Here is an 18,877-nt window from a genome sequence, read left to right as displayed (position 1 = left end):
GAACACTGGAGTCTAAAAGACAGTGCCGTCGCTCTCGATCAACAGCGGTGGCGCACCGTTACGCAACCGTTGTGCCAGCGCCCGGCCCGCCGCCCAGGTGCCGCCCTCGAGCACGCAGGCCAGCGGCAGTTCTTCTTCCGTGCGGTCGAGCACCTTGCGCACCCGCGGCGCGAGCTCGTCGAGCAGCGCCACGGTCAGCGCCCGCCATTCGACGATGAACTCGTCGCCCGCCTTCCATCGGCGGGTAAGGAAGGCCGGATCCTTGGGCACGATCACGCCGCTGTCGATCAGCAGGCCGCCGTTGCGGTACTCGGGCAGGGCGGTGAGCGCGTCGAGATGGCGCACCTTCACGCCGGCCCATTCGAAGGGTTCGAGCAGCGAGTAGGTGAGCCACTGCGACAGCTTGTGGAAGGGCATCCAGCCGTTGGTGAGCCCGGGGCCGCTCACCGCGCTGTGGCGCCAGCAGTCGCCCAGCGCCAGCGCGGGGTCGCCCGACCCGATGCCGCCAGGGCTGTCGCTGCCGTCGGCCGCGATGCTGTCCACCGAGTTGGCCGAGGGCCAGATGCGCGACAGCGTCTCGAGCAGCAACGACAGGATCTGGTGCGCCGTGATCTCGGCCGTGGGCGGCGCGGCCGGGCCGTAGGGGCCGACCAGCGCGTCGAACAACCGGCCCGGGCGGCCGTCGTCGCCGAAGGTCTCGGGCTGCTCGTTCATGGCTTCGCCCAGGCGGCGCAGCAGCGTGGCGCGGCCCGCCAGCCCGACCAGCGGATTGGCCTCGCTGACCTGGAAGGCGTCGCCCAGACGGTCAGTCACCAGTCCGCGCAGGCCGGCCGCGTCGACCTGGTAGGGATGGTCGGGGTCGGACGAGAACAGCCCGCCCATGAAGGCGTGGTAGCTGGCCACGGCCAGCCCTTCGGAGCGGGTGAAGCGCTCGCCGGTGGCGGCTTCGGTGTAGTGCCAGTCGGGGCCGGCGCCGGCGTCGAGCAGCACGCTCACCAGCACCAGGTCGATGTGGGCGCGGGCGCGCTGGCGCGCGTCGGCTTCGCCCAGCAGGGTGTCGAGTTCCTCGATGCGGTTGATGCCGCCGGCCTCGAAGTGGCGCCAGCGGCTGTGGTACGGAATGGTGTCCCAGGGGTAGCGCTCGCGGGTCACCTCGGCCACGTTGCGCGCCGCGTCTTCCAGCGTGTTGTCGCCGCCGATGCGGAACCACTGCGATTCGCCGCGCCGCGCGCGTGCCAGCAGGGCACCGGCGCGCTGGCGGATGGCCGCTGTGGTGCGCAGCAGGCTGGCGGCGCCGGCCGGATGGGCGGTGTCAGCGGTGAATTCGGTCGACGGGTCGACCTTGCCCGCGCCGCCCGGCGGCAGGCTGCCGGAGCCGTCGACGGGCATGTCGGGATCGCTGTTGCGGCTTGTCGTCATTCGCTGAGTCCTCGGCCCTTGGCCTTTTTCAGTTCTTCGGCGTCCGGCACCGGGCCGGGCGTGAAATAGCCGGCCGCCATCTTGGCGTCCATCTCGACGCGGGCGTCGGCCGGAATCAGCGCATCGGGAATGTTCACGCGCTCGCCGATCTCGATGCCCGAGCCGGTGATCGCGTCGAACTTCATGTTGCTCATCGACACGAGCCGGTGGATTTTCCTGATGCCCAGCCAGTGGAAGACGTCGGGCATCAGCTCCTGGAAGCGCATGTCCTGGACGCCGGCCACGCATTCGGTGCGCGCGAAATACTGGTCGGCCGTGTCTCCGCCCACCTGCCGCTTGCGGGCGTTGTAGACCAGGAACTTGGTCACTTCGCCGAGCGCGCGGCCTTCCTTGCGCGAGTAGGCGATCAGGCCCACGCCGCCGCGCTGCGCGCCCATGATGCATTCCTCGATGGCGTGCGTGAGGTAGGGCCGGCAGGTGCAGATGTCGGAGCCGAACACGTCGGAGCCGTTGCACTCGTCGTGGATGCGTGCCGTGAGTTCGACCTCGGGGTTGGCCAGGTCGCGCGGGTTGCCGAAGATGTAGAGCGTCTGCCCGCCGATGGGCGGCAGGAACACCTCGAGGTCGGAGCGCGTGACCAGCTCGGGATACATGCCGCCGGTTTCCTCGAACAGGGTGCGGCGCAGGTCGGTCTCGGAGCAGCCGAAGCGGCGCGCCACCTCGGGCAGGTACCAAACGGGCTCGATCGCGGCCTTGGTGACCATGGCCGCGCCGCCGGACGTGAGGAAGTGGCCGTCGGCCTTGAGCCGGCCGCTCTGCAGCGCCTCGATCACCTCGGGCAGGATCACGTGCGCCTTGGTGATCGCGATGGTCGGGCGGATGTCGTAGCCGGCCGCCAGCTCGGTGGCGAACACATCGGCCACCTGCGCGCCCCAGGGGTCGAGCGAGACGATGCGGCCCGGCTCGCTCCACTGCGGGTAGGGGCCTATCACGTCGGTGGGGGAGGTGTTGGTCAGGTCGGCCTTGTGCTCGCGCTTGAGCGCTCCAGAGGCCACGGCCAGCGCGCGGTACACGCTGTAGGAGCCGCTGTGCGTGCCGATGACGTTGCGGTGCGCCCGCTTGGTGGTGGTGCCGACCACCGGCCCGCGCTCGGCGGGGGTGGCCGCGCCCCAATGGATGGGCAGCGCGCCGAAGCCGCCGGCGTGGGAGGTCAGCCGTATGTGGCCGGTAGACGACGAGGGGTGGAGCGGGGGGAGGGGCGTGGTGCTGCCCGGGGAGGAAGGGATCGTTGTGCTGTCTGCAGACATTGGGGGCCCTCAAAAAACACAATGTATCGATGGTGCGTGGTGCTTGCAAGCAGACGGCTTCGGCACAATCGGCCGGAACTTTTTTGGGCAAGGCTGTAACCAGCCGACCGGATGGCACGAAACACAACAGGCAGCAAGACGAACCCGGGCGACGCGGAAGCGGCGCTGCGCAGCCTGTTCCTTCGCGGCCTGGACGGCGACGCGAAGGCCTACCGCGACTTCCTGCAGCAACTCAGCGCGCACCTGCGCGCCTTTCTGGGCAAGCGCCTCTTTGGCTGGCCCGATGAAGTGGAAGACCTTGTTCAGGAATGCCTGCTCGCCATGCACAACCAGCGCCACACCTACCAGAGCGACCAGCCGCTGACGGCCTGGGTGCATGCCATTGCCCGCTACAAGATGATCGACCTGCTGCGCGCGAAGTCGGTCCGCGAAGACCTGCATGACCCGCTGGACGACGACCTTGCCGTGTTCGCCGGCTCGGCCGAGGAAGCCAGCGACGCCCGGCGCGACCTGGGCGGCCTGCTCGAATCCCTGCCCGAGCGGCAGCGCCTGCCGATCGTGCACGTGAAGATCGAGGGCCTTTCGGTGGCCGAGACTGCGAACCTCACGGGCATGTCGGAGTCGGCGGTGAAGGTCGGCATCCACCGCGGCCTGAAGGCGCTGGCCGCCCGCTTAGGCAACCGCTGGGGAGGCGCCGCATGAAGACCGACGACCTCGTGGCGATGCTGTCCACCGGCGACGTGGCGGTGCCGCGCCGCAGCGCGAGCGGGCGCATCGGCCTGGCGCTGCTGGCCGGGGTGCCGGTGTCGCTCTTCATCCTGTTCGCCGAATACGGCATGCGGCGCGACATCGTGCAGGCCATGTTCTGGCCGATGTTCTGGGTCAAGGTGACGTTCCCGCTGTGCATTGCGGCGGCCGGCTTCGTGGCCGTGCAGCGGCTCGCGCGACCGGGCGTGCCCGCGCGGCATGCGTGGATCGGCGCGGCGCTGCCGGTGATCGGCATCTGGGTGCTGGCGGTGATCGCCTGGTTCATCGTGCCGGCGCAGGAGCGCATGCCGTCGCTCATGGGGCAGTCGTGGCGGATCTGCGCAGTCAGCATCGGGCTGATGGCGCTGCCTGTCTTCGCGGCCACGATGGTGGCGCTCAGGGGGCTGGCGCCCACGCGGCCGGCGCTGGCTGGGGCGGCCGCCGGGGCGCTGGCTGGGGGCGTCGGTGCAGCGGTCTATGCGCTGCACTGCATGGAGCTGACCGCGCCGTTCCTTGCTGTCTGGTATGTGAGCGGGATTGCCGTGCCGGTGGTGGTGGGGGCCGTGCTGGGCCCGCGCCTGCTGCGCTGGTAGGCGCCGGACCCAAGCCCCGGCCAGGGCTCAGCGCTTCTTGCTGCCGAAGATCCCGCCGAGCACGCCGCGCAGGATCTCCTTGCCCACCGACGTACCCATGGTGCGGACCGCCGACTTGGCCATGGTCTGCACCAGGCCGTCGTGCTTGGCGCCGCGCGGGCCGGTGGTGCCGAAGAGCATGTCGTTGAGCATGCCGCCCATGCCCGAACCGGAGGCATCGGCCGCGGGCTTGCCGCCCGGCAGCGTGGCCGGCGGCGCATCGGGGGCGCTCTCGGCGCGGCCCTTGAGCTTTTCGTAGGCCGACTCGCGGTCCACCGTCTTCTCGTAGACGCCGGCCACCAGCGAATTGGCGATCAGCGCCTTGCGCTGGTCGGGCGTGATCGGGCCGAGCTGGCTGCCCGGCGGCAGCACGAACACGCGCTCGGTCACGCTGGGGCGGCCCTTTTCGTCGAGGAAGCTGACCAGCGCCTCGCCGACCGCGAGTTCGGTGATGGCGGTCTCGATGTCCAGGCCCGGCTTCTGCCGCATGGTGCTGGCGGCTGCCTTCACCGCCTTCTGGTCGCGCGGGGTGAAGGCGCGCAGCGCATGCTGCACCCGGTTGCCGAGCTGGGCGAGCACCGTGTCGGGAATGTCCAGCGGGTTCTGGGTGACGAAATACACGCCCACGCCCTTGGAGCGCACCAGCCGCACCACCAGCTCGATGCGTTCGACCAGCGCCTTGGGCGCCTCGTTGAACAGCAGGTGGGCTTCATCGAAGAAGAAGGCCAGCTTGGGCTGCTCGGGGTCGCCGATTTCGGGCAGTTGCTCGAACAGCTCCGACAGCATCCACAACAGGAAGGTGGCATAGAGGCGCGGCGAATTCATGAGCTTGTCGGCCGCCAGGATGTTGATCACACCCTTGCCGCCCACCGTTTGCATGAAGTCGGCGATGTTGAGCATCGGCTCGCCGAAGAACTTGTCGCCGCCCTGGGTCTCGATCTGCACCAACCCGCGCTGGATGGCGCCCACGCTGGCGGCGCTGATGTTGCCGTACTGCGTGGTGAACTGGCTCGCGTTCTCGCCCACGTACTGCAGCATGGCGCGCAGGTCCTTCAGGTCGAGCAGCAGCAGGCCGTTGTCGTCGGCGATCTTGAACACCAGGTTCAGCACGCCGGCCTGAGTGTCGTTCAGGTCGAGCATGCGGCTCAGCAGCAGCGGACCCATGTCGGAGACGGTGGCGCGCACCGGGTGTCCCTGGTCGCCGAACACGTCCCACAGCGTGACGGGGCAGGCGGAGGGCTCCGGCACGTCGATGCCGCGCTCTTTCAGCGTGGCGGCCAGCTTGGCGCCGATGGTGCCTTTCTGGCTGATGCCGGTCAGGTCGCCCTTCACGTCGGCCATGAACACCGGCACGCCGATGCCGGACAGCTTTTCGGCCATGGTTTGCAGCGTGACGGTCTTGCCGGTGCCGGTGGCCCCGGTAATCAGGCCGTGGCGGTTGGCCAGGCCGGGCAGGAGGGCGCACTCGACAGTCTCGTGGCGCGCGATCAACAATGGCTCTGTCATAGGTCCTCACTCATGGATTTGCGGGCAGTCTATCCAAACCCCGCCTTTACAATGACTGCGAATTTTCGTTTCAACGTAAACCGGAGCACGTGTTGTCCTCGACCGTCCAAACCAATTCTTCCGCCGTAGGCGATTCGCCTGAACAGTCGCCCACCGAAAAAGAGCTGGCCGTGTTGCTGGTGAATGCGTTGAACCTCGAAATCGCCCCCGAGGACATCGTGCCCACCGATCCCCTGTACGGCGAAGGCCTGGGGCTCGATTCGATCGACATCCTCGAAGTCGCGCTCGAAGTCTCGCGGCGCTACGGGTTCCAGCTGCGCTCGGACGATGAGCGCAACCAGCAGATCTTCCAGTCCTTGCGTACGCTCGCGACCCACGTCGCCCAGCACCGCGTCGCTACCTGAGTCCCATGTCTCGATGGCGATTGGCGCTCCTGCTGCTGGTGGGGGTCGCTTATGCCGGCCTCTCTCACTGGATGACGCTGTTCCACGCGACCGAGCCGTGGGCGGTGGTGGTGTTGCTGGGGCCGCTGTGGCTTGCCGCCGTGGGCTTTGCCGCCAGCCGCTTCGGCCGCTGGGGCTGCGCCGGCGCGGTTCTGCTGGGCATTGCCGGCTTCGTGCTCGTCTTCCTCGGTGAGGCCGGCGACCCGAACCGTCTCTACGTGCTCCAGCACGTGGCCATCAATGCGTTGCTGTGCGGCTGGTTCGGCTCCACGCTGCGCGGCCGGGGCCTGCCGCTGATCACCCAGTTCGCCCAGCGCGTGCACCCGCTCAAGGGCCATATGCTGGCCTACACGACGCAGCTCACGCGCATCTGGACGGCGTACTTCGCGGTCGTTGTGCTGGCGTCCATCGCCATCTACCTGACGCGGCCTTTCTCCGACTGGTCGCTGTTCGCCAACGTGCTGTCCCCCGTGATGGTGGGCGTGCTGTTCGTCGGCGAACATCTGGTGCGCTACCGGCTGCATCCCGAATTCGAACGTACGCGCCTGGTCGATGCAGTGCGTGCGTTCTATGGCACATCGTCGGTGGATTCCAGCGCCGGCGGCCAATGACACAGGCGCTGCCCGCGTGACGACGACAGACAACTTCCTCCTGCCGCTGCTCGCGGACCGCGACCCCGACGCCCCCCTGGCCTGGCGTGCCGGCGTGCCTGTGAGCACCCGGCAGTTCCTGGCCGACGTGGCCCGCTTTGCCCCTGAACTGCCGAACGACGGCCCCGCGGTCAACCTGTGCGTCGATCGCTACGCCTTTGCCGTGAGCCTGGGCGCTGCGCTGGTGCGCGGCCATGCGAGCCTGCTGCCGCCCGACGCCCGGCCCGACACGCTCTCGCGGCTGGCCGAATCCGGCGGGCCGCGCCTGTTCACGCTCGTCGACGATCAGAAGCTCCAGACCCCGGGCATGCGGCGCGTGCTGATCGAAGACCGCTCCAGCCTCGAAGGCGACGCGAGCGGCGCCGTGCCGCAGATCAATGCCGGCATGCACGCGGTCAGCCTGCTGACCTCGGGCTCCACCGGGGCGCCGCAGCCGCACGCCAAGACCTGGGGCACGCTGGTGGGCGATGTGGCGGTGGCGGTCAAGCGACTGTGCCGCGTGCTCGGCCGTTCCTCTCTCGAAGGCCTGACGCTGGTCGCTACCGTGCCGGTGCAGCATAGCTACGGGATCGAATCTTCGGCGTTGCTGGCCATGCTGGGCGGCGCGGCTTTCGAAAGCGGGCGGCCGTTCTTTCCGGCCGACGTGGCGCAGACGCTGGCCTCGGTGCCGCGCCCGCGCGCGTTGGTGACGACGCCCTTCCACCTCAAGACGCTGCTGCTGTCGGGCATCGAGCTGCCGCCGGTGGACCTGATTCTCTCGGCCACCGCGCCGCTTTCGCCCCAGCTTGCGCTGCAGGCCGAGCAGGCCATGGGCGCCGTGCTGCTCGAGATCTACGGCAGCACCGAGTCGGGCCAGGTCGCCACGCGCCGCACGACCGAAAGCGAAATCTGGGAAACCTTCGGCGACATCCGCGTACACGCCGAGCCAGGCGAGGAGGGCGGGCCCGAGCGCTTCATCTTCAGCGGCGACTTCATTCCCGAGCCCACGCCCATGGCCGACGTGCTCGAACTGCTGGACGAGCGCCGCTTTCGCCTGTTCGGGCGCGCCAACGACCTGATTCACGTGGCGGGCCGGCGCAGCTCGCTGGCGCACCTCAACTACCACCTCAACAGCATTCCCGGCGTCGAGGACGGCGCCTTCTGGCTGCCCGACGAGGTGGCCGACGGCGTGGTGCGGCCGGTGGCCTTCGTGGTGGCGCCCACGCTTTCGGCGGGGGACATCGTCGCCGCGCTGCGGCAGCGGCTCGAAGCCGTGTTCGTGCCGCGCCGCGTGGTGCAGGTCAAGGCCTTCCCGCGCGAGGGCACCGGCAAGCTCACGGTGCGCGCGCTGCGCGAATTCGCGCTGGCGCAGCTCGCCGAAGACGACATGCCGGTGCAACTGGCCCACACCGTGCCGGCCGATCACCCGGTCTTTGCCGGCCATTTCCCGGGCCAGCCCCTGGTGCCGGGCGCCTTGCTGCTCGCCGAAGTCCTGGAGGCCGTGCAGCGCGTGCCGGCCCTGGCCACGCGGCTGGGCGCCAACCCGACGCTGGCCGCCGCCAAGTTCCTGGCGCCCGTGCGGCCCGGCAGCACGCTGTCGATCGAGCTGCATCCGGAGGCCGGCGCGGGTCGCGGCGTGCGTTTCGACGTGCGTTGCGACGGCGTGGTGGCTGTCAGCGGGCGATGGACGGCTGTGCAAGAGTCGGCGTGATGAAGCACACCGATGTCGAAGCGCGCGCCGTGAACGAGGCGGCCCAGGCGCCCCGGTCCGCGCCGAAGGGGGAAAAGAGCGAAAAGGGCGATTGGGCCCACACGCCCGAGCGCAGCAACATGCTCGCGCTGCGCTTCATCTGCTTCATGGCGCTGGTGTGCGGGCGCCATGTCACGCGCCTGCTGCTGCCGCCCATCAGCCTGTACTTCCTGCTGTTCCTGCCTGCGCAGCGGCGGCACATCAAGCGCTACCTTTTCAGGGCCATCGGCCCGCATGCCGGCTGGATCGACGGCTACCGCCTGCTGCACGCCTTTGCCTCCACGGTGCTCGACCGGGTGTACTTCCTGCGCGGGCGCATGGATCTCTTCAAGGTCAGGATCGACGGCAATTTGCCGATCGACAACGAGCTTTCCCAGGGCCGCGGCGCCTTTCTGCTCGGCGCCCACGTCGGCAGCTTCGAGGCGCTGGGTGCCTGCCGCCAGCAGACGCACCAGCAAAACCTGCGCGTCGCGATGCTGATGTACCCGGACAACGCGCGGCGCATCACCGCCACGCTCGACGCCATCGCGGTGCCCGAGCTGCGGCCGCACGTCATCGCGCTGGGCCGGCCGCATTCGATGCTGGCGCTGCGCGACTGGCTCGACGGCGGCGGCCTGGCCGGCATGCTGGCCGACCGCACGCTGCCGGGCAGCGAAGACCAGCAGGCGCAACAGCGAGGCAACAACATCGTGCTGCCGTTCCTTGGGCAGCCGGCGTGCTTCAACGACGGTCCTTTCCGGCTTGCGGCGCTGTTGCGCCGCAAGGTGTTCTTCATGGCAGGCCTCTATGGCGGCGGCGCGCGCTACGACGTGCAGTTCGATGCGCTGGCCGACTTCGGCGAGCCGATGTCGGGCATGGCGGAGCGCGAAGTGCGCATCCGCGCCGCGCTGGAGGCCTATGTCGCGCGGCTCGAGGCGCTGTGCCGCGCCCACCCCTACAACTGGTTCAATTTTCATGATTTCTGGCTCGAAGATGCGGCTTGACCGGCTTTGCAAGGCATTCGTGCTGGCGCTGGCCTTCTGCGCCGTGCCGGCCTGGGCGGCGTTCGACCTGCCCGAGCTGATGACCCTGCTGGCCAAGCAGAAGAGCGGCGAGGCCCGCTTCACCGAACAACGCTTCGTGCACGGCCTCGAAGGCCCGCTCGACGCCAGTGGCACGCTGAATTTCGACGCGCCCGACAAGCTGGTGCGCCGCACCCTGTCGCCGCGCGTCGAGACCATGGCCGTCGAAGGCAATACGCTGACGCTGTCGCGCGGCGGGCGTACCCGGACCCTGGCGCTGGACAGCATGCCCGAGCTGCAAGGCCTGGTCGAAGCCATGCGCGGCACGCTGACCGGCGACGGCGCCACGCTGCAGCGCTACTTTCGCAGCACCGTCACGGGCTCCGCAGCCAAGTGGACGCTCGACCTCGTGCCGCTCGACAGCAGGCTGGCCGCCCAGGTGCGCAGCATGCGCATCAGCGGCCGCGCAAGCGACGTGCTGGGGCTCGAGATGGAATTCATCGGGGGTGACCGCTCGGTCATGAACATCTCGCCGAACGGGCCCAATGCGGTGCCCGCCGGTGCGGCTCCCTCCGGCGCGGCCGGCCGCGGCACGCCGTGACCGCAGGTCAGGCGAGCGGGCCGCCAACTTGGCGGCGCAGGGCGGTCGTGCTGCTGGCATGGCTGCTGGTGCTGCTGTGCGGTGCCGTGGTCATCGCACGCACGCAGATCGGCGCCGACCTGTCGGCCTTCCTGCCCAAGAGCCCCGACGTGCGCCAGCGCGTGCTGATCGAGCAGCTGCAAAGCGGTGTGGCCTCGCGCACGTTGATGCTCGGCATCGAGGGCGGCAGCGTCGAGCAGCGCGCCACGGTGTCGCGCGCGGTGGCCAGGAGCATGCGCGAGAGCCAGCTGTTCGACCTGGTCCAGAACGGCGACGTCAGCGACTGGAGCGACGCCGGCACCTGGGTCTTCCAGCATCGCTACCAGCTCTCGCCCGGCGTCGTGCCGGGGCAGTTCACCGCCGCCGGCCTGCGCGATGCGATCAACGAGACGCTGTCGATGCTGGGTACGCCGGCGGGCAACGTCATCAAGCCGCTCCTCGACCGCGACCCGACCGGCGAGACGCAGCGCATCGCGATGGAGCTGGTGCCCGCGAGCGCGCCGCGCAGCGAAGACGGCGTGTGGATGTCCCGCACCGCGCCGCGCGCGCTGATGGTCGCCACCACGCGCGCCGCCGGCAGCGACCTCGACGCACAGGCCGTGGCCATCGCGCGGGTGAACGCGGCCTACGAGGCCGCCTCGCGTGGCATGGGCGCCGACGCGCCCAAGCTGCTGCTGAGCGGGCCGCCGGTGTTCTCGGTGATGAGCCGCGACAAGATCAAGACCGAAGCCATCCACCTCGCGGTGGTGGGCGGCATCGTGATGGGCGGGCTGCTGCTGCTTGCTTTTGCCTCGCCGCGTGCGCTGGTCATCGCCTTTTTGCCGGTAGCCACCGGCGTGGTGGTCGGCACCGCCAGCGTGAGCCTGGTGTTCGGCTCGGTGCACGGCCTGACGCTGGGCTTCGGCAGCACGCTGATCGGCGAGACGGTCGACTACGCCATCTACTACCTCATCCAGGCGCGCGGCGCCGCCGTGGCCGGCACCGGCTGGCAGCGCTGGCGCGACCTCAACTGGCCGACCGTGCGGCTCGGGCTGCTGACCTCGGTGTGCGGCTTCGCGGCGCTGGTGTTCTCGGGCTTCCCGGGGCTGGCGCAACTGGGGGTGTTTTCCATCGCCGGGCTGGTGTCGGCCGCGCTGGCCACGCGCTACGTGCTGCCGATGCTCGCACCCGACGGCGCCACCGGCATGGGCATGCGACGCCACATGGCGCAACTCGCCGGCGCGCTGGTGCGCGGGCTGCCGCGCCTGCGCTGGCCGCTGGCCGCGCTCGGCGTGGCCGCGCTGGGGCTGGTGCTGTGGCAGGGCGGTCACCTGTGGCGCGCCGACCTCGGCGCGATGAGCCCGGTGCCCAAGGCGGCCCAGCAGATGGACGAGATGCTGCGCAACGACATCGGCGCCAGCGACGGCGGCGTGCTGGTGGTGGCCTACGGCGACGACGAGCAGGCCGCGCTGCGCAACACCGAGGCCGCGGCGGCCCGGCTCGATGCACTGGTGGACAGCGGCGAACTCGTGGGCTACGAGGCCGTCACGCGCGTGCTGCCGAGCGTGCAGACCCAGGCGGCGCGCATCGCCAGCCTGCCGACCAGCGACGTCCTGCGCGCCAATCTCATCGAAGCGACGAAGGGAATTCCGCTGCCGGCTTCGCGCCTCGAGCCTTTCGTGGAGGAAGTGGAGGCGGCTCGCAAGCTGCAGCCCGTGCAGCGCGCCGATCTGGCCGGTGGTCCGCTGGGCTCGGTGCTCAACACGCTGATGTACCAGCGCCCGGGCGGCGGTTGGGGCACGCTGGTGGTGCTGCATCCGGGGGCCAAGTTCGACCAGAAGCGGCTCGAAACCGCACTGGCCGGCCTGCCTGAAGTGCAGGTGGTCGACGTCGGCCGCGAACTGGCCGGCCTGTATCAACGCTACCTGCACGAAGCCTTCGTGCAAGTGCTGCTGGGCGCGCTGGCGGTGGTGGTGCTGCTGGGCATCTACCTGCGCTCGTGGCGCCGGCTGCTGGCCGTGTGCCAGCCGCTGCTGTTCGCGGTGGTTCTCACGCTGGGCGGCATGGCCGTGCTGCAGGCGGCGCTGGGCATCCTGCACCTGGTGGGGCTGCTGCTGATCGTGGCGGTGGGTTCCAACTACGCGTTGTTCTTCGACCAGTTGCGCACCACCGGCCGGGCCGACGAGGACACGCTCGCCTCGCTCATGCTGGCCAACCTGACGACGGTGGTGTCCTTCGGGCTGATCGCGATTTCCGACATTCCCGCGTTGTCTTCGATCGGCCGCGTGGTCGCGCCGGGCGCGCTGCTGGCGCTTCTGCTGTCGGCGGCGTTCGCACGCAGCGTGGGGCCTTCGAAGGCTCCGCGCGGTCGATGAGGGGAAAATCCGGTCTCATGTCTTCCGCCTCCGCCCCTCGTGAATCCTGGCCCTGGCCGCCGGCCATCCGCGCCAGTGCGGCATGGCATGTGGCTGCCATAGGCGCGGGCGTGCTCGTGCCTGGCGCGCTGCCGTGGGCAGTGGGTGCCATCGTGCTGAACCATGCGCTCATCACCGGCGCCGGCCTGACGCCGCGCAGCAGCCTGCTGGGCCCCAACGTCACGCGCCTGCCCGAAGCGGCGGGCACGCGCCGCGAGGTGGCAATCACCATCGACGACGGACCGGAGCCGGAGGTCACGCCACGTGTGCTCGACCTGCTCGACGCGCATGGCCAGCGCGCCACCTTCTTCTGCATCGCAGAGCGCGTGCTGGCTCAGCCCGCTCTGGCGCGCGAGATCGTGGCGCGCGGCCACAGCATCCAGAACCACACGGCGCGGCACCGGCACAACTTCTCCTTTCTGGGGCCGCGCGGCTTCGCCGCCGAGATCGCACGTGCGCAGGACATCCTGAGCGACGTGACCGGCCAGCGCCCGACATGCTTTCGCGCGCCGGCCGGCCTGCGCAACCCTTTCCTGGAACCCGTGCTGCACCGCCTCGGCCTTTCGCTGGTGAGCTGGACGCGACGCGGCTTCGACACGCGTGAAGGCGACGCCACCAAGGTGATGGCGCGCCTGAGCCGCAACCTGCAGGCGCGCGACATCCTGTTGCTGCACGACGGCAACGCCGCGCGCACCGCCGCAGGACAACCCGTTTTGCTGGAGGTATTGCCCTTGTTGCTCGAACGTCTGCGCGCCGATGGACTGCGCGCTGTCACCTTGCCCGAGGGCATGAAATCATGAGCGCGGTGCTGCCTTCGCGGGCCTCGACCGACAACGCGTGGCGCGAACTGCACGAAGCCGCGACCATCCCCTACAAGAAGGGCGGCAGCTTCGCCTGGCACTTCGCGCGCGGAAAGCTGGGTCGCGACCCGGTGTTTCGCGGCCTGCTCGAGCGCGGCCTGATCGGTGCGCAGCACCGTCGCGTGGTCGACATCGGCTGCGGGCAGGGCCTGTTCGCCAGCCTGCTTGCGTCGATGAGCGCGATGCAGAAAAACGGCCGCTGGCCCGCCTCGTGGTCCGCCACGCCGGACAACGCCGACTACACCGGCATCGAACTGATGCCCAAGGACGTGGCGCGCGCCGAGGCGTCCATCGGCCATCTGCGACCGGCGCCCAAGCTGGTCTGCGCCGACATGTGCTCGGCCGAACTGCCGGACTGCGACCTCGTCGTGATCCTCGACGTGCTGCACTACGTGGACCTCGAAGCGCAGCAGGGCGTGCTGCTTCGCGTGCGCGACGCGCTGCGCCGTGGCGGCAACCCGCAAGCGCGCCTGCTGCTGCGCGTGGGCGATGCGTCGAGCCGCCGCGGCTTTGCGATCAGCCAGTGGGTCGACCGCACCGTGACGCGCATCCGAGGCCACAAGGTCTCGCCGACCTGGGGTCGGCCGCTGGCCGAGTGGACCGCATTGCTCGACCACCTGGGTTTTCGCGTGCACAGCATTCCGATGAGCGAGGGCACGCCCTTTGCCAACGTGCTGCTGGTGGCCGACCTCGAAGAGGGCCGGGCCGCATGACCGCGCCGCAGACGCTCGACCGGGCCGGCATCGCGCAGCGCATTCCGCACAGCGGCAGCATGTGCCTGCTCGAGCGGCTCGAAAGCTGGGACGCGGACGCGATCCATTGCAGCACCACCACGCACGCGCAAGCCGGCAACCCGCTGCGCACCGAGAGTGGCTTGCTCGCGCCGAACGCCATCGAATACGCCGCGCAGGCAATGGCGCTGCACGGCGGCCTGCTGGCTGCAGAGGGCAGCACGCCGTCGGCCGGCTTCCTGGCGAGTGCGCGCAACGTCAAGCTGGCGGTGGCGCGGCTCGATGACGTCCAGGGCGCGTTGCAGGTGAGGGCGAAGCGCCTGTCCGGCGACGAGCGCCAGGTTCTCTATGAATTCACGGTGAAGGCCGACGACGGCCGCTCGCTGGCCGAGGGCCGTGCCGTGGTGGTCCTGAACACACCGCTGGCCGCGGAAGAAAGCACATCGTCATGAGTCTCGAAGGAAAACGCGCCCTGATCACCGGCGCCAGCGGCGCGCTCGGCGCGGCCATGGCCCGGCGCTTCGCGCGCGAGGGCGCAACGGTGCTGCTGCACGCCAACTCGCGGCCGGAGGCGATCGAGCAACTGGCCGCCGCCATCTCGGCCGACGGCGGCAAGGCCGAATGCCATGTGTTCGACCTGCGCAGCGACGAGGCTTGCGCAACGGCATGTGCGCGCATTCTCGAAGGCGGGCCGGTCCAGATCCTCGTCAACAATGCGGGCGTGCACGACGACGCGGTGCTGCCGGGCATGCGCGCCGAGCAGTGGCACAAGGTGATCGACGTGTCGCTCAACGGCTTCTTCCGCGTCACGCAGCCCTTGCTGCTGCCGATGATGCGCACGCGCTGGGGACGCATCCTGAACATCTCGTCGGTCGCCGCCATCGCGGGCAACCGGGGGCAGGTCAACTACGCGGCCGCCAAGGGCGCCCTCAACAGCGCGACCAAGGCGCTGTCGCTCGAAGTGGCATCGCGCGGCGTGACGGTGAATGCGATCGCGCCAGGGATCATCGCCTCGCCCATGGCAGATGCGGTGTTCGATCCGGCGGTCATCAACCAGATGGTGCCTGTGAAGCGGGCGGGGACGCCGGAAGAGGTGGCTGCGCTGGCTGCTTTCCTGGCTGGTAACGAGGCTGGGTATATCACTGGGCAGGTGATTTCCGTCAACGGCGGGATGATCTAAGTCTTGCACCCTCTCCCTCCGGGAGAGGGTCGGGGTGAGGGCAGCGGCGCGAACGACACGACAAGCGCCGTACCGCGTACCGGGCGCTCCCCAACAAGGCAAAAGACTCAGTCCTGAAACGGAGGCTTCCCAGCCAGCTTCCGAAACACCAGCCCCGGCAGCCGCAGCACGAACTCCACCATCAACCGTGCATGCATCCAGGTCAACAGTACGTTGTCCCGCCCATAGCGGAAGTGCGAAACGCCGCCTTCTTCGGCAGTCAGATACTTCACAGGCGCATCGATGTTCACCGGCTTGACACCGCGCCAGGCCAGTCGAACAACGGCTTCGGTGTCGAAGTCGAAGCGCCGCATCCACGGCTGCTTCGCCATCACCGCGATCAGGTCGCTCACCGGATACACGCGAAAGCCGTAGAGCGAGTCGCCAACGCCGGCAAACAGGGTTTCCAGCTGCGTCCAGCCGTTCGACACGCGCCGCCCGCGCACGCGCAACAGCGGCGCGCTCGCATCGAACACCGGGCGCCCCAGCACCATCGTCTCGGGCCGGTCCAGCGAGGCCTTCATGAACGCGGGGATCAGGTCCGCCGGATGCTGCCCGTCGGAGTCCATGGTCAGTGCGTGCGTGAAACCCGCGTCCCTTGCGGCGCGCAGCCCGTGCAGCACCGCCGAGCCCTTGCCCTGGTTCTGCGGCAGCACCCACACGCGCAGGCCGGGGTCGTTGGCCGCCATCTGCTGCAGCCGCTCGCCCGTGCCGTCGTCGCTGCCGTCGACCACCACCCACACCGGGTTCCATTGCGCACGCGCGGCCTCGACCGTGGAGAACACGCGTTCTCCCGTGTTGTAGCTGGGAATCAGGACAAGGTGGGTGCGCGAGGCGTCTGGCATTCGGGGGACGCGTCGTTGGCGCGCTGTTCCATGTTTTGGCGAAAGTAATGTTCCAGGTCGGCCTGCAGCACGTCGCTGTCCTGCGTGGCCGCAAAGCGCTTGCCCAGCCGCAGCGTGAAGACGATAGGCAGCGGCGGTACGCGCCACAGCGACCAGCCCTTGCTGAGGTAAGGCGAGTCGGTGTCGATGAACACCGTCTGGATCGGCGCCTGCGCCAGCTTGGCGATCAGCGTCACGCCGGGGCGAAAGGGGTTGAGCGGCGGCGTCACCGTGCGCGTGCCCTCGGGAAAGATCACCAGCTGCCCGCCGTTGCGCAGGTCGTTCACCGCCAGCCGCACCATCATGCGGGCCGACTTGTTGCTGATGTAGCGCGCCAGCCGCGCACCCGCGCCGAGGAAGATGTTGCCCATCAGGTCGGCCTTCATGATGCAGGCGCTGCGCGGCAGCCGCGCCACCAGCAGCAGGGCGTCGAGCATGGTCGGATGGTTGGCCACGAAGATCACTCCGGGCTCGTTGCGCATCGGGTCGAGGCAGGTGGCGTCGATGCGCATCATCCCCGTCACCGACGCCAGCCACCAGAACATGCGGTAGGCGAACGCGATGGTCATGCGGCCCAGCGCGCGGGCCGGCCGCGTGGGCATCACAGGGTAGATCAGCATGGCCACGAAGTTCCAGACCAGCGAGATCAGGCCCAGGAAAAGCAGCAGCGCGTAAAGCATCAACGCAAGCGGGATCGACGTGAGAAGACGCAGCACTCGGGTCATTGAGTCAGTCGGGCGATCGGGGCCGTCGGCCGGTCGGTCGGGCACCGGCAAGTCAGGCCCGCAATCGACCGGCGGCAACCGTGTGCGCCTCGATCTCGACCAGCAGGTCGCTGCGGCAGATGTCGGCTTCCAGGTACACCGCGTGGCGTGCCATCGGCGCGTCGGCGCCGAGCGTGCTCTCGATGATGCCGCGCACCGCCTCGGTGTCCGAAGGGTGCCGCACGTACACCACGCAGTCGAGCTCGGCCAGCGCGAACTTCGCACTGCCGCGCTCGTTTGCGGCGGTGATCACGGCCTGCAGGTTGCGCAGCGTTTCGCGGGTCTGCTCGAGCACGTCGCCGTGGTGGACGGTTTCATGCCCGACGATGCTCGCGGTGCCGGAAATGAACAGCGCGACGTTGCCGTCGCCGATGTCCGACAGCGCCGCGCGCGAAAAGGTGGGCGAGCGCGGACCGTAGGTTTCGGGGTAGCGGTAGGCCGACACCTGCCGCGGGTTTTCCACCGGCAGCGGTGCCTGCTGGCCCGCCAGGAATCGGATCGACAGCGCACCCTGGTGGATGCCCAGCGCGCAGGCCGCTGGCGCGCCCTCGAAGGCGGCGCGGCCGGCTTCCAGGAAGGCTTCCTGACGGCCGGCGTTGAACTGGCGGTAGCGCTCCAGCCCGCCGCCGTCGGCGTTGATCTGAGGCAGGTAGTTCCAGATGCGCTGCAGGTGCGGCGTGCCGGCCTGATCGAGCGTCTTGAACAGGTCGCTGTAGGCGCGGCGCGCGAGTTCGGTCAGGCCTTGCTTCTCGGCCGCCTCGTCGAGGTCGATGGCGCCCAGCAACCATTGGCCGTCGGTGCGCCAGCGCGCGATGCCGGTGGTGCCCGACTCGATGTGCGGCGCCGTCAGGTGCCAGACGTCGGCCATCGCGCCATTGGACGACAGCACGCGCGCATTGACTGTCGGCATCCACGCCACGCCGTGCGGCGTGCCGTAGCCCAGCGCCGCGAAGGGCGCCTTGCCCCTGGCGGCCAGCGCCAGGCTGTCGGGCAACGAAAGGCGCTCGACGCGCAGATGGGAAGAAGAGGTTCCGTCCTTAACTTGCACTGTCACCCTGCCTCGACGATGTGGTCTGGTTTGATGGCGGCATAGGCAGAGAACACGCCGAGGCTGGCATGCCGACGCACGTCGCGGAAACCCGCGGCGGCCAGCGCCTGTACTACCTGCTCGGGGGGAATGCAGGCCTCGATGGTGTCCCAGTAGTAGCGCCACAGTTCCGAGGTGTCCCGCCGGCGACCGACCACGCGGGCGATCAGCGGTACCACGGCGCGCATGTAGCCCTTGAGCAGCGCCGTCGCGACGCGGCCCTCGGGCTTGGTAATTTCTAGCACCACCACGCGCCCGCCGGGGCGCAGCACGCGATGGAATTCGCCGAAGGCGGCGGCCACGTCGCTGATGTGGCGCATGGCGTAGCCCATGCTCACGAAGTCACAGCTGGCGTCGGGCCGGGGAAGGGCCTCGGCCACGCCTTGCACCAGTTCCACGCCGGGCAGCTTCACCTGGTCCATCATGCCTGCGCTGGGGTCCACGCCCACGAGCTTGCCGGCCGGGCCGATGAGCTTCAGTGCCTCGCGCGCCACCAGCCCGGTGCCGATGCCCACGTCGAGCACCTCGGCGCCGGGCGCAAGGCCTGCCTGCTGCAGCGCCGCGCGGCGGTAGGAGGGGCCGGTGCCGAAAGCAAGCACGCTCTCGATGCGGTCATAGTCGGCCGCCGTGTTGTCGAAGATGCGACGCAGGAACGCCTGGTGCTCTGCCTCGTTGCTGTAGTACAGCGGCAGGGGAGCGTGGGGCGGCAGGACGACGGGTGTCGCGGGGCCGCCGGTAGGCGATGGTGTCATCGAACGATTATCACCAAAAGCCCGGGCGCGAAATCCAGGGGCCGCCGGGCGTTGTGTGCGCCGGACAGTAAACTCGGAGCTTGCTTTGAAAACACAAGACAGCGAGATAGAAA

Annotated in this window: 19 protein-coding genes; 12 read left to right on the top strand and 7 right to left on the bottom strand. The window is 69.3% G+C overall.

Going from position 1 to position 18,877, the window contains the following annotated elements:
* Positions 1 to 12: 12 nt before the first annotated feature.
* Entirely contained in the window at positions 13 to 1,419 is a 1,407-nt protein-coding gene (locus ACWV14_RS18600; RefSeq protein WP_454902994.1) for a URC4/urg3 family protein, read from the bottom strand.
* Positions 1,416 to 2,726 carry a GTP cyclohydrolase II gene (locus ACWV14_RS18595; protein WP_422086916.1) on the bottom strand — a complete coding sequence of 437 codons (1,311 nt, stop codon included), beginning with the start codon at positions 2,724 to 2,726 and terminating at the stop codon, positions 1,416 to 1,418. The genes ACWV14_RS18600 and ACWV14_RS18595 overlap by 4 nt, the downstream gene beginning before the upstream one ends.
* A gap of 111 nt (positions 2,727 to 2,837) precedes the next feature.
* On the opposite strand from ACWV14_RS18595, the gene ACWV14_RS18590 reads away from it, so the two are divergent.
* Both ACWV14_RS18590 and ACWV14_RS18585 read left to right on the top strand, forming a co-directional pair.
* A complete protein-coding gene (locus tag ACWV14_RS18590) occupies positions 2,838 to 3,428 on the top strand; it encodes a sigma-70 family RNA polymerase sigma factor (protein WP_454902993.1) in 591 nt (196 codons plus the stop codon).
* Entirely contained in the window at positions 3,425 to 4,066 is a 642-nt protein-coding gene (locus ACWV14_RS18585; RefSeq protein WP_454902992.1) for a DUF1109 domain-containing protein, read from the top strand. The genes ACWV14_RS18590 and ACWV14_RS18585 overlap by 4 nt, the downstream gene beginning before the upstream one ends.
* A gap of 27 nt (positions 4,067 to 4,093) precedes the next feature.
* Here the strand turns inward: ACWV14_RS18585 and ACWV14_RS18580 are convergent, their stop codons facing one another.
* Positions 4,094 to 5,611, bottom strand: coding sequence for a helicase HerA-like domain-containing protein (locus ACWV14_RS18580; RefSeq protein ID WP_454902991.1), 1,518 nt, complete (start codon positions 5,609 to 5,611; stop codon positions 4,094 to 4,096).
* A 92-nt stretch (positions 5,612 to 5,703) separates the two neighbouring features.
* Between ACWV14_RS18580 and ACWV14_RS18575 the strand changes: the two genes are divergently transcribed.
* Genes ACWV14_RS18575 through fabG form a run of 10 tightly spaced genes read left to right on the top strand, consistent with a single transcriptional unit; the run spans position 5,704 to position 15,238 of the window.
* Positions 5,704 to 6,015, top strand: coding sequence for a phosphopantetheine-binding protein (locus ACWV14_RS18575; protein ID WP_237680277.1), 312 nt, complete (start codon positions 5,704 to 5,706; stop codon positions 6,013 to 6,015).
* 5 nt (positions 6,016 to 6,020) lie between these two features.
* The gene (locus tag ACWV14_RS18570; protein WP_422086912.1) at positions 6,021 to 6,665 is read left to right on the top strand and encodes a COG4648 family protein; all 645 of its coding nucleotides are present in this window, start codon (positions 6,021 to 6,023) and stop codon (positions 6,663 to 6,665) included.
* Positions 6,666 to 6,681: 16 nt separating this feature from the next.
* Positions 6,682 to 8,394 (top strand): AMP-binding protein, encoded by a 1,713-nt coding sequence (locus tag ACWV14_RS18565; RefSeq protein WP_454902990.1) that lies wholly within the window; start codon positions 6,682 to 6,684, stop codon positions 8,392 to 8,394.
* The gene (locus ACWV14_RS18560) at positions 8,394 to 9,416 is read left to right on the top strand and encodes an acyl-CoA synthetase (RefSeq protein WP_454902989.1); all 1,023 of its coding nucleotides are present in this window, start codon (positions 8,394 to 8,396) and stop codon (positions 9,414 to 9,416) included. Before ACWV14_RS18565 ends, ACWV14_RS18560 begins: the two co-directional genes overlap by 1 nt.
* Positions 9,388 to 10,035, top strand: a complete 648-nt coding sequence (locus ACWV14_RS18555) for a LolA-related protein (RefSeq protein ID WP_454902988.1) — start codon at positions 9,388 to 9,390, stop codon at positions 10,033 to 10,035. The genes ACWV14_RS18560 and ACWV14_RS18555 overlap by 29 nt, the downstream gene beginning before the upstream one ends.
* Positions 10,032 to 12,428 (top strand): MMPL family transporter, encoded by a 2,397-nt coding sequence (locus ACWV14_RS18550; RefSeq protein ID WP_454902987.1) that lies wholly within the window; start codon positions 10,032 to 10,034, stop codon positions 12,426 to 12,428. The genes ACWV14_RS18555 and ACWV14_RS18550 overlap by 4 nt, the downstream gene beginning before the upstream one ends.
* 17 nt (positions 12,429 to 12,445) lie before the next feature.
* The gene (locus ACWV14_RS18545; RefSeq protein ID WP_454902986.1) at positions 12,446 to 13,267 is read left to right on the top strand and encodes a polysaccharide deacetylase family protein; all 822 of its coding nucleotides are present in this window, start codon (positions 12,446 to 12,448) and stop codon (positions 13,265 to 13,267) included.
* The gene (locus ACWV14_RS18540) at positions 13,264 to 14,040 is read left to right on the top strand and encodes a class I SAM-dependent methyltransferase (protein WP_454902985.1); all 777 of its coding nucleotides are present in this window, start codon (positions 13,264 to 13,266) and stop codon (positions 14,038 to 14,040) included. Before ACWV14_RS18545 ends, ACWV14_RS18540 begins: the two co-directional genes overlap by 4 nt.
* Positions 14,037 to 14,510 carry a hydroxymyristoyl-ACP dehydratase gene (locus ACWV14_RS18535; RefSeq protein ID WP_454902984.1) on the top strand — a complete coding sequence of 158 codons (474 nt, stop codon included), beginning with the start codon at positions 14,037 to 14,039 and terminating at the stop codon, positions 14,508 to 14,510. The genes ACWV14_RS18540 and ACWV14_RS18535 overlap by 4 nt, the downstream gene beginning before the upstream one ends.
* Positions 14,507 to 15,238: a 3-oxoacyl-ACP reductase FabG gene (gene fabG, locus ACWV14_RS18530; RefSeq protein ID WP_454902983.1), complete on the top strand. Its 732-nt coding sequence runs from the start codon at positions 14,507 to 14,509 to the stop codon at positions 15,236 to 15,238. Before ACWV14_RS18535 ends, fabG begins: the two co-directional genes overlap by 4 nt.
* 107 nt (positions 15,239 to 15,345) lie before the next feature.
* On the opposite strand, the gene ACWV14_RS18525 is transcribed toward fabG, so the two are convergent.
* Genes ACWV14_RS18525 through ACWV14_RS18510 form a run of 4 tightly spaced genes read right to left on the bottom strand, consistent with a single transcriptional unit; the run spans position 15,346 to position 18,764 of the window.
* Positions 15,346 to 16,122: a glycosyltransferase family 2 protein gene (locus ACWV14_RS18525; RefSeq protein WP_454902982.1), complete on the bottom strand. Its 777-nt coding sequence runs from the start codon at positions 16,120 to 16,122 to the stop codon at positions 15,346 to 15,348.
* On the bottom strand, positions 16,089 to 16,886 hold the full coding sequence (locus ACWV14_RS18520) for a lysophospholipid acyltransferase family protein (protein ID WP_454902981.1): 798 nt from the start codon (positions 16,884 to 16,886) through the stop codon (positions 16,089 to 16,091). The genes ACWV14_RS18525 and ACWV14_RS18520 overlap by 34 nt, the downstream gene beginning before the upstream one ends.
* A gap of 52 nt (positions 16,887 to 16,938) precedes the next feature.
* Positions 16,939 to 17,973, bottom strand: a complete 1,035-nt coding sequence (locus tag ACWV14_RS18515) for a chorismate transformation enzyme, FkbO/Hyg5 family (RefSeq protein WP_454906018.1) — start codon at positions 17,971 to 17,973, stop codon at positions 16,939 to 16,941.
* A 2-nt stretch (positions 17,974 to 17,975) separates the two neighbouring features.
* Positions 17,976 to 18,764, bottom strand: a complete 789-nt coding sequence (locus ACWV14_RS18510) for a class I SAM-dependent methyltransferase (protein ID WP_454902980.1) — start codon at positions 18,762 to 18,764, stop codon at positions 17,976 to 17,978.
* Positions 18,765 to 18,877: the final 113 nt, after the last annotated feature.

This window comes from Variovorax durovernensis (assembly GCF_977011995.1).
Note: the sequence above shows the minus strand (reverse complement) of the source record. Positions and strands in the feature narration are given on the sequence as shown.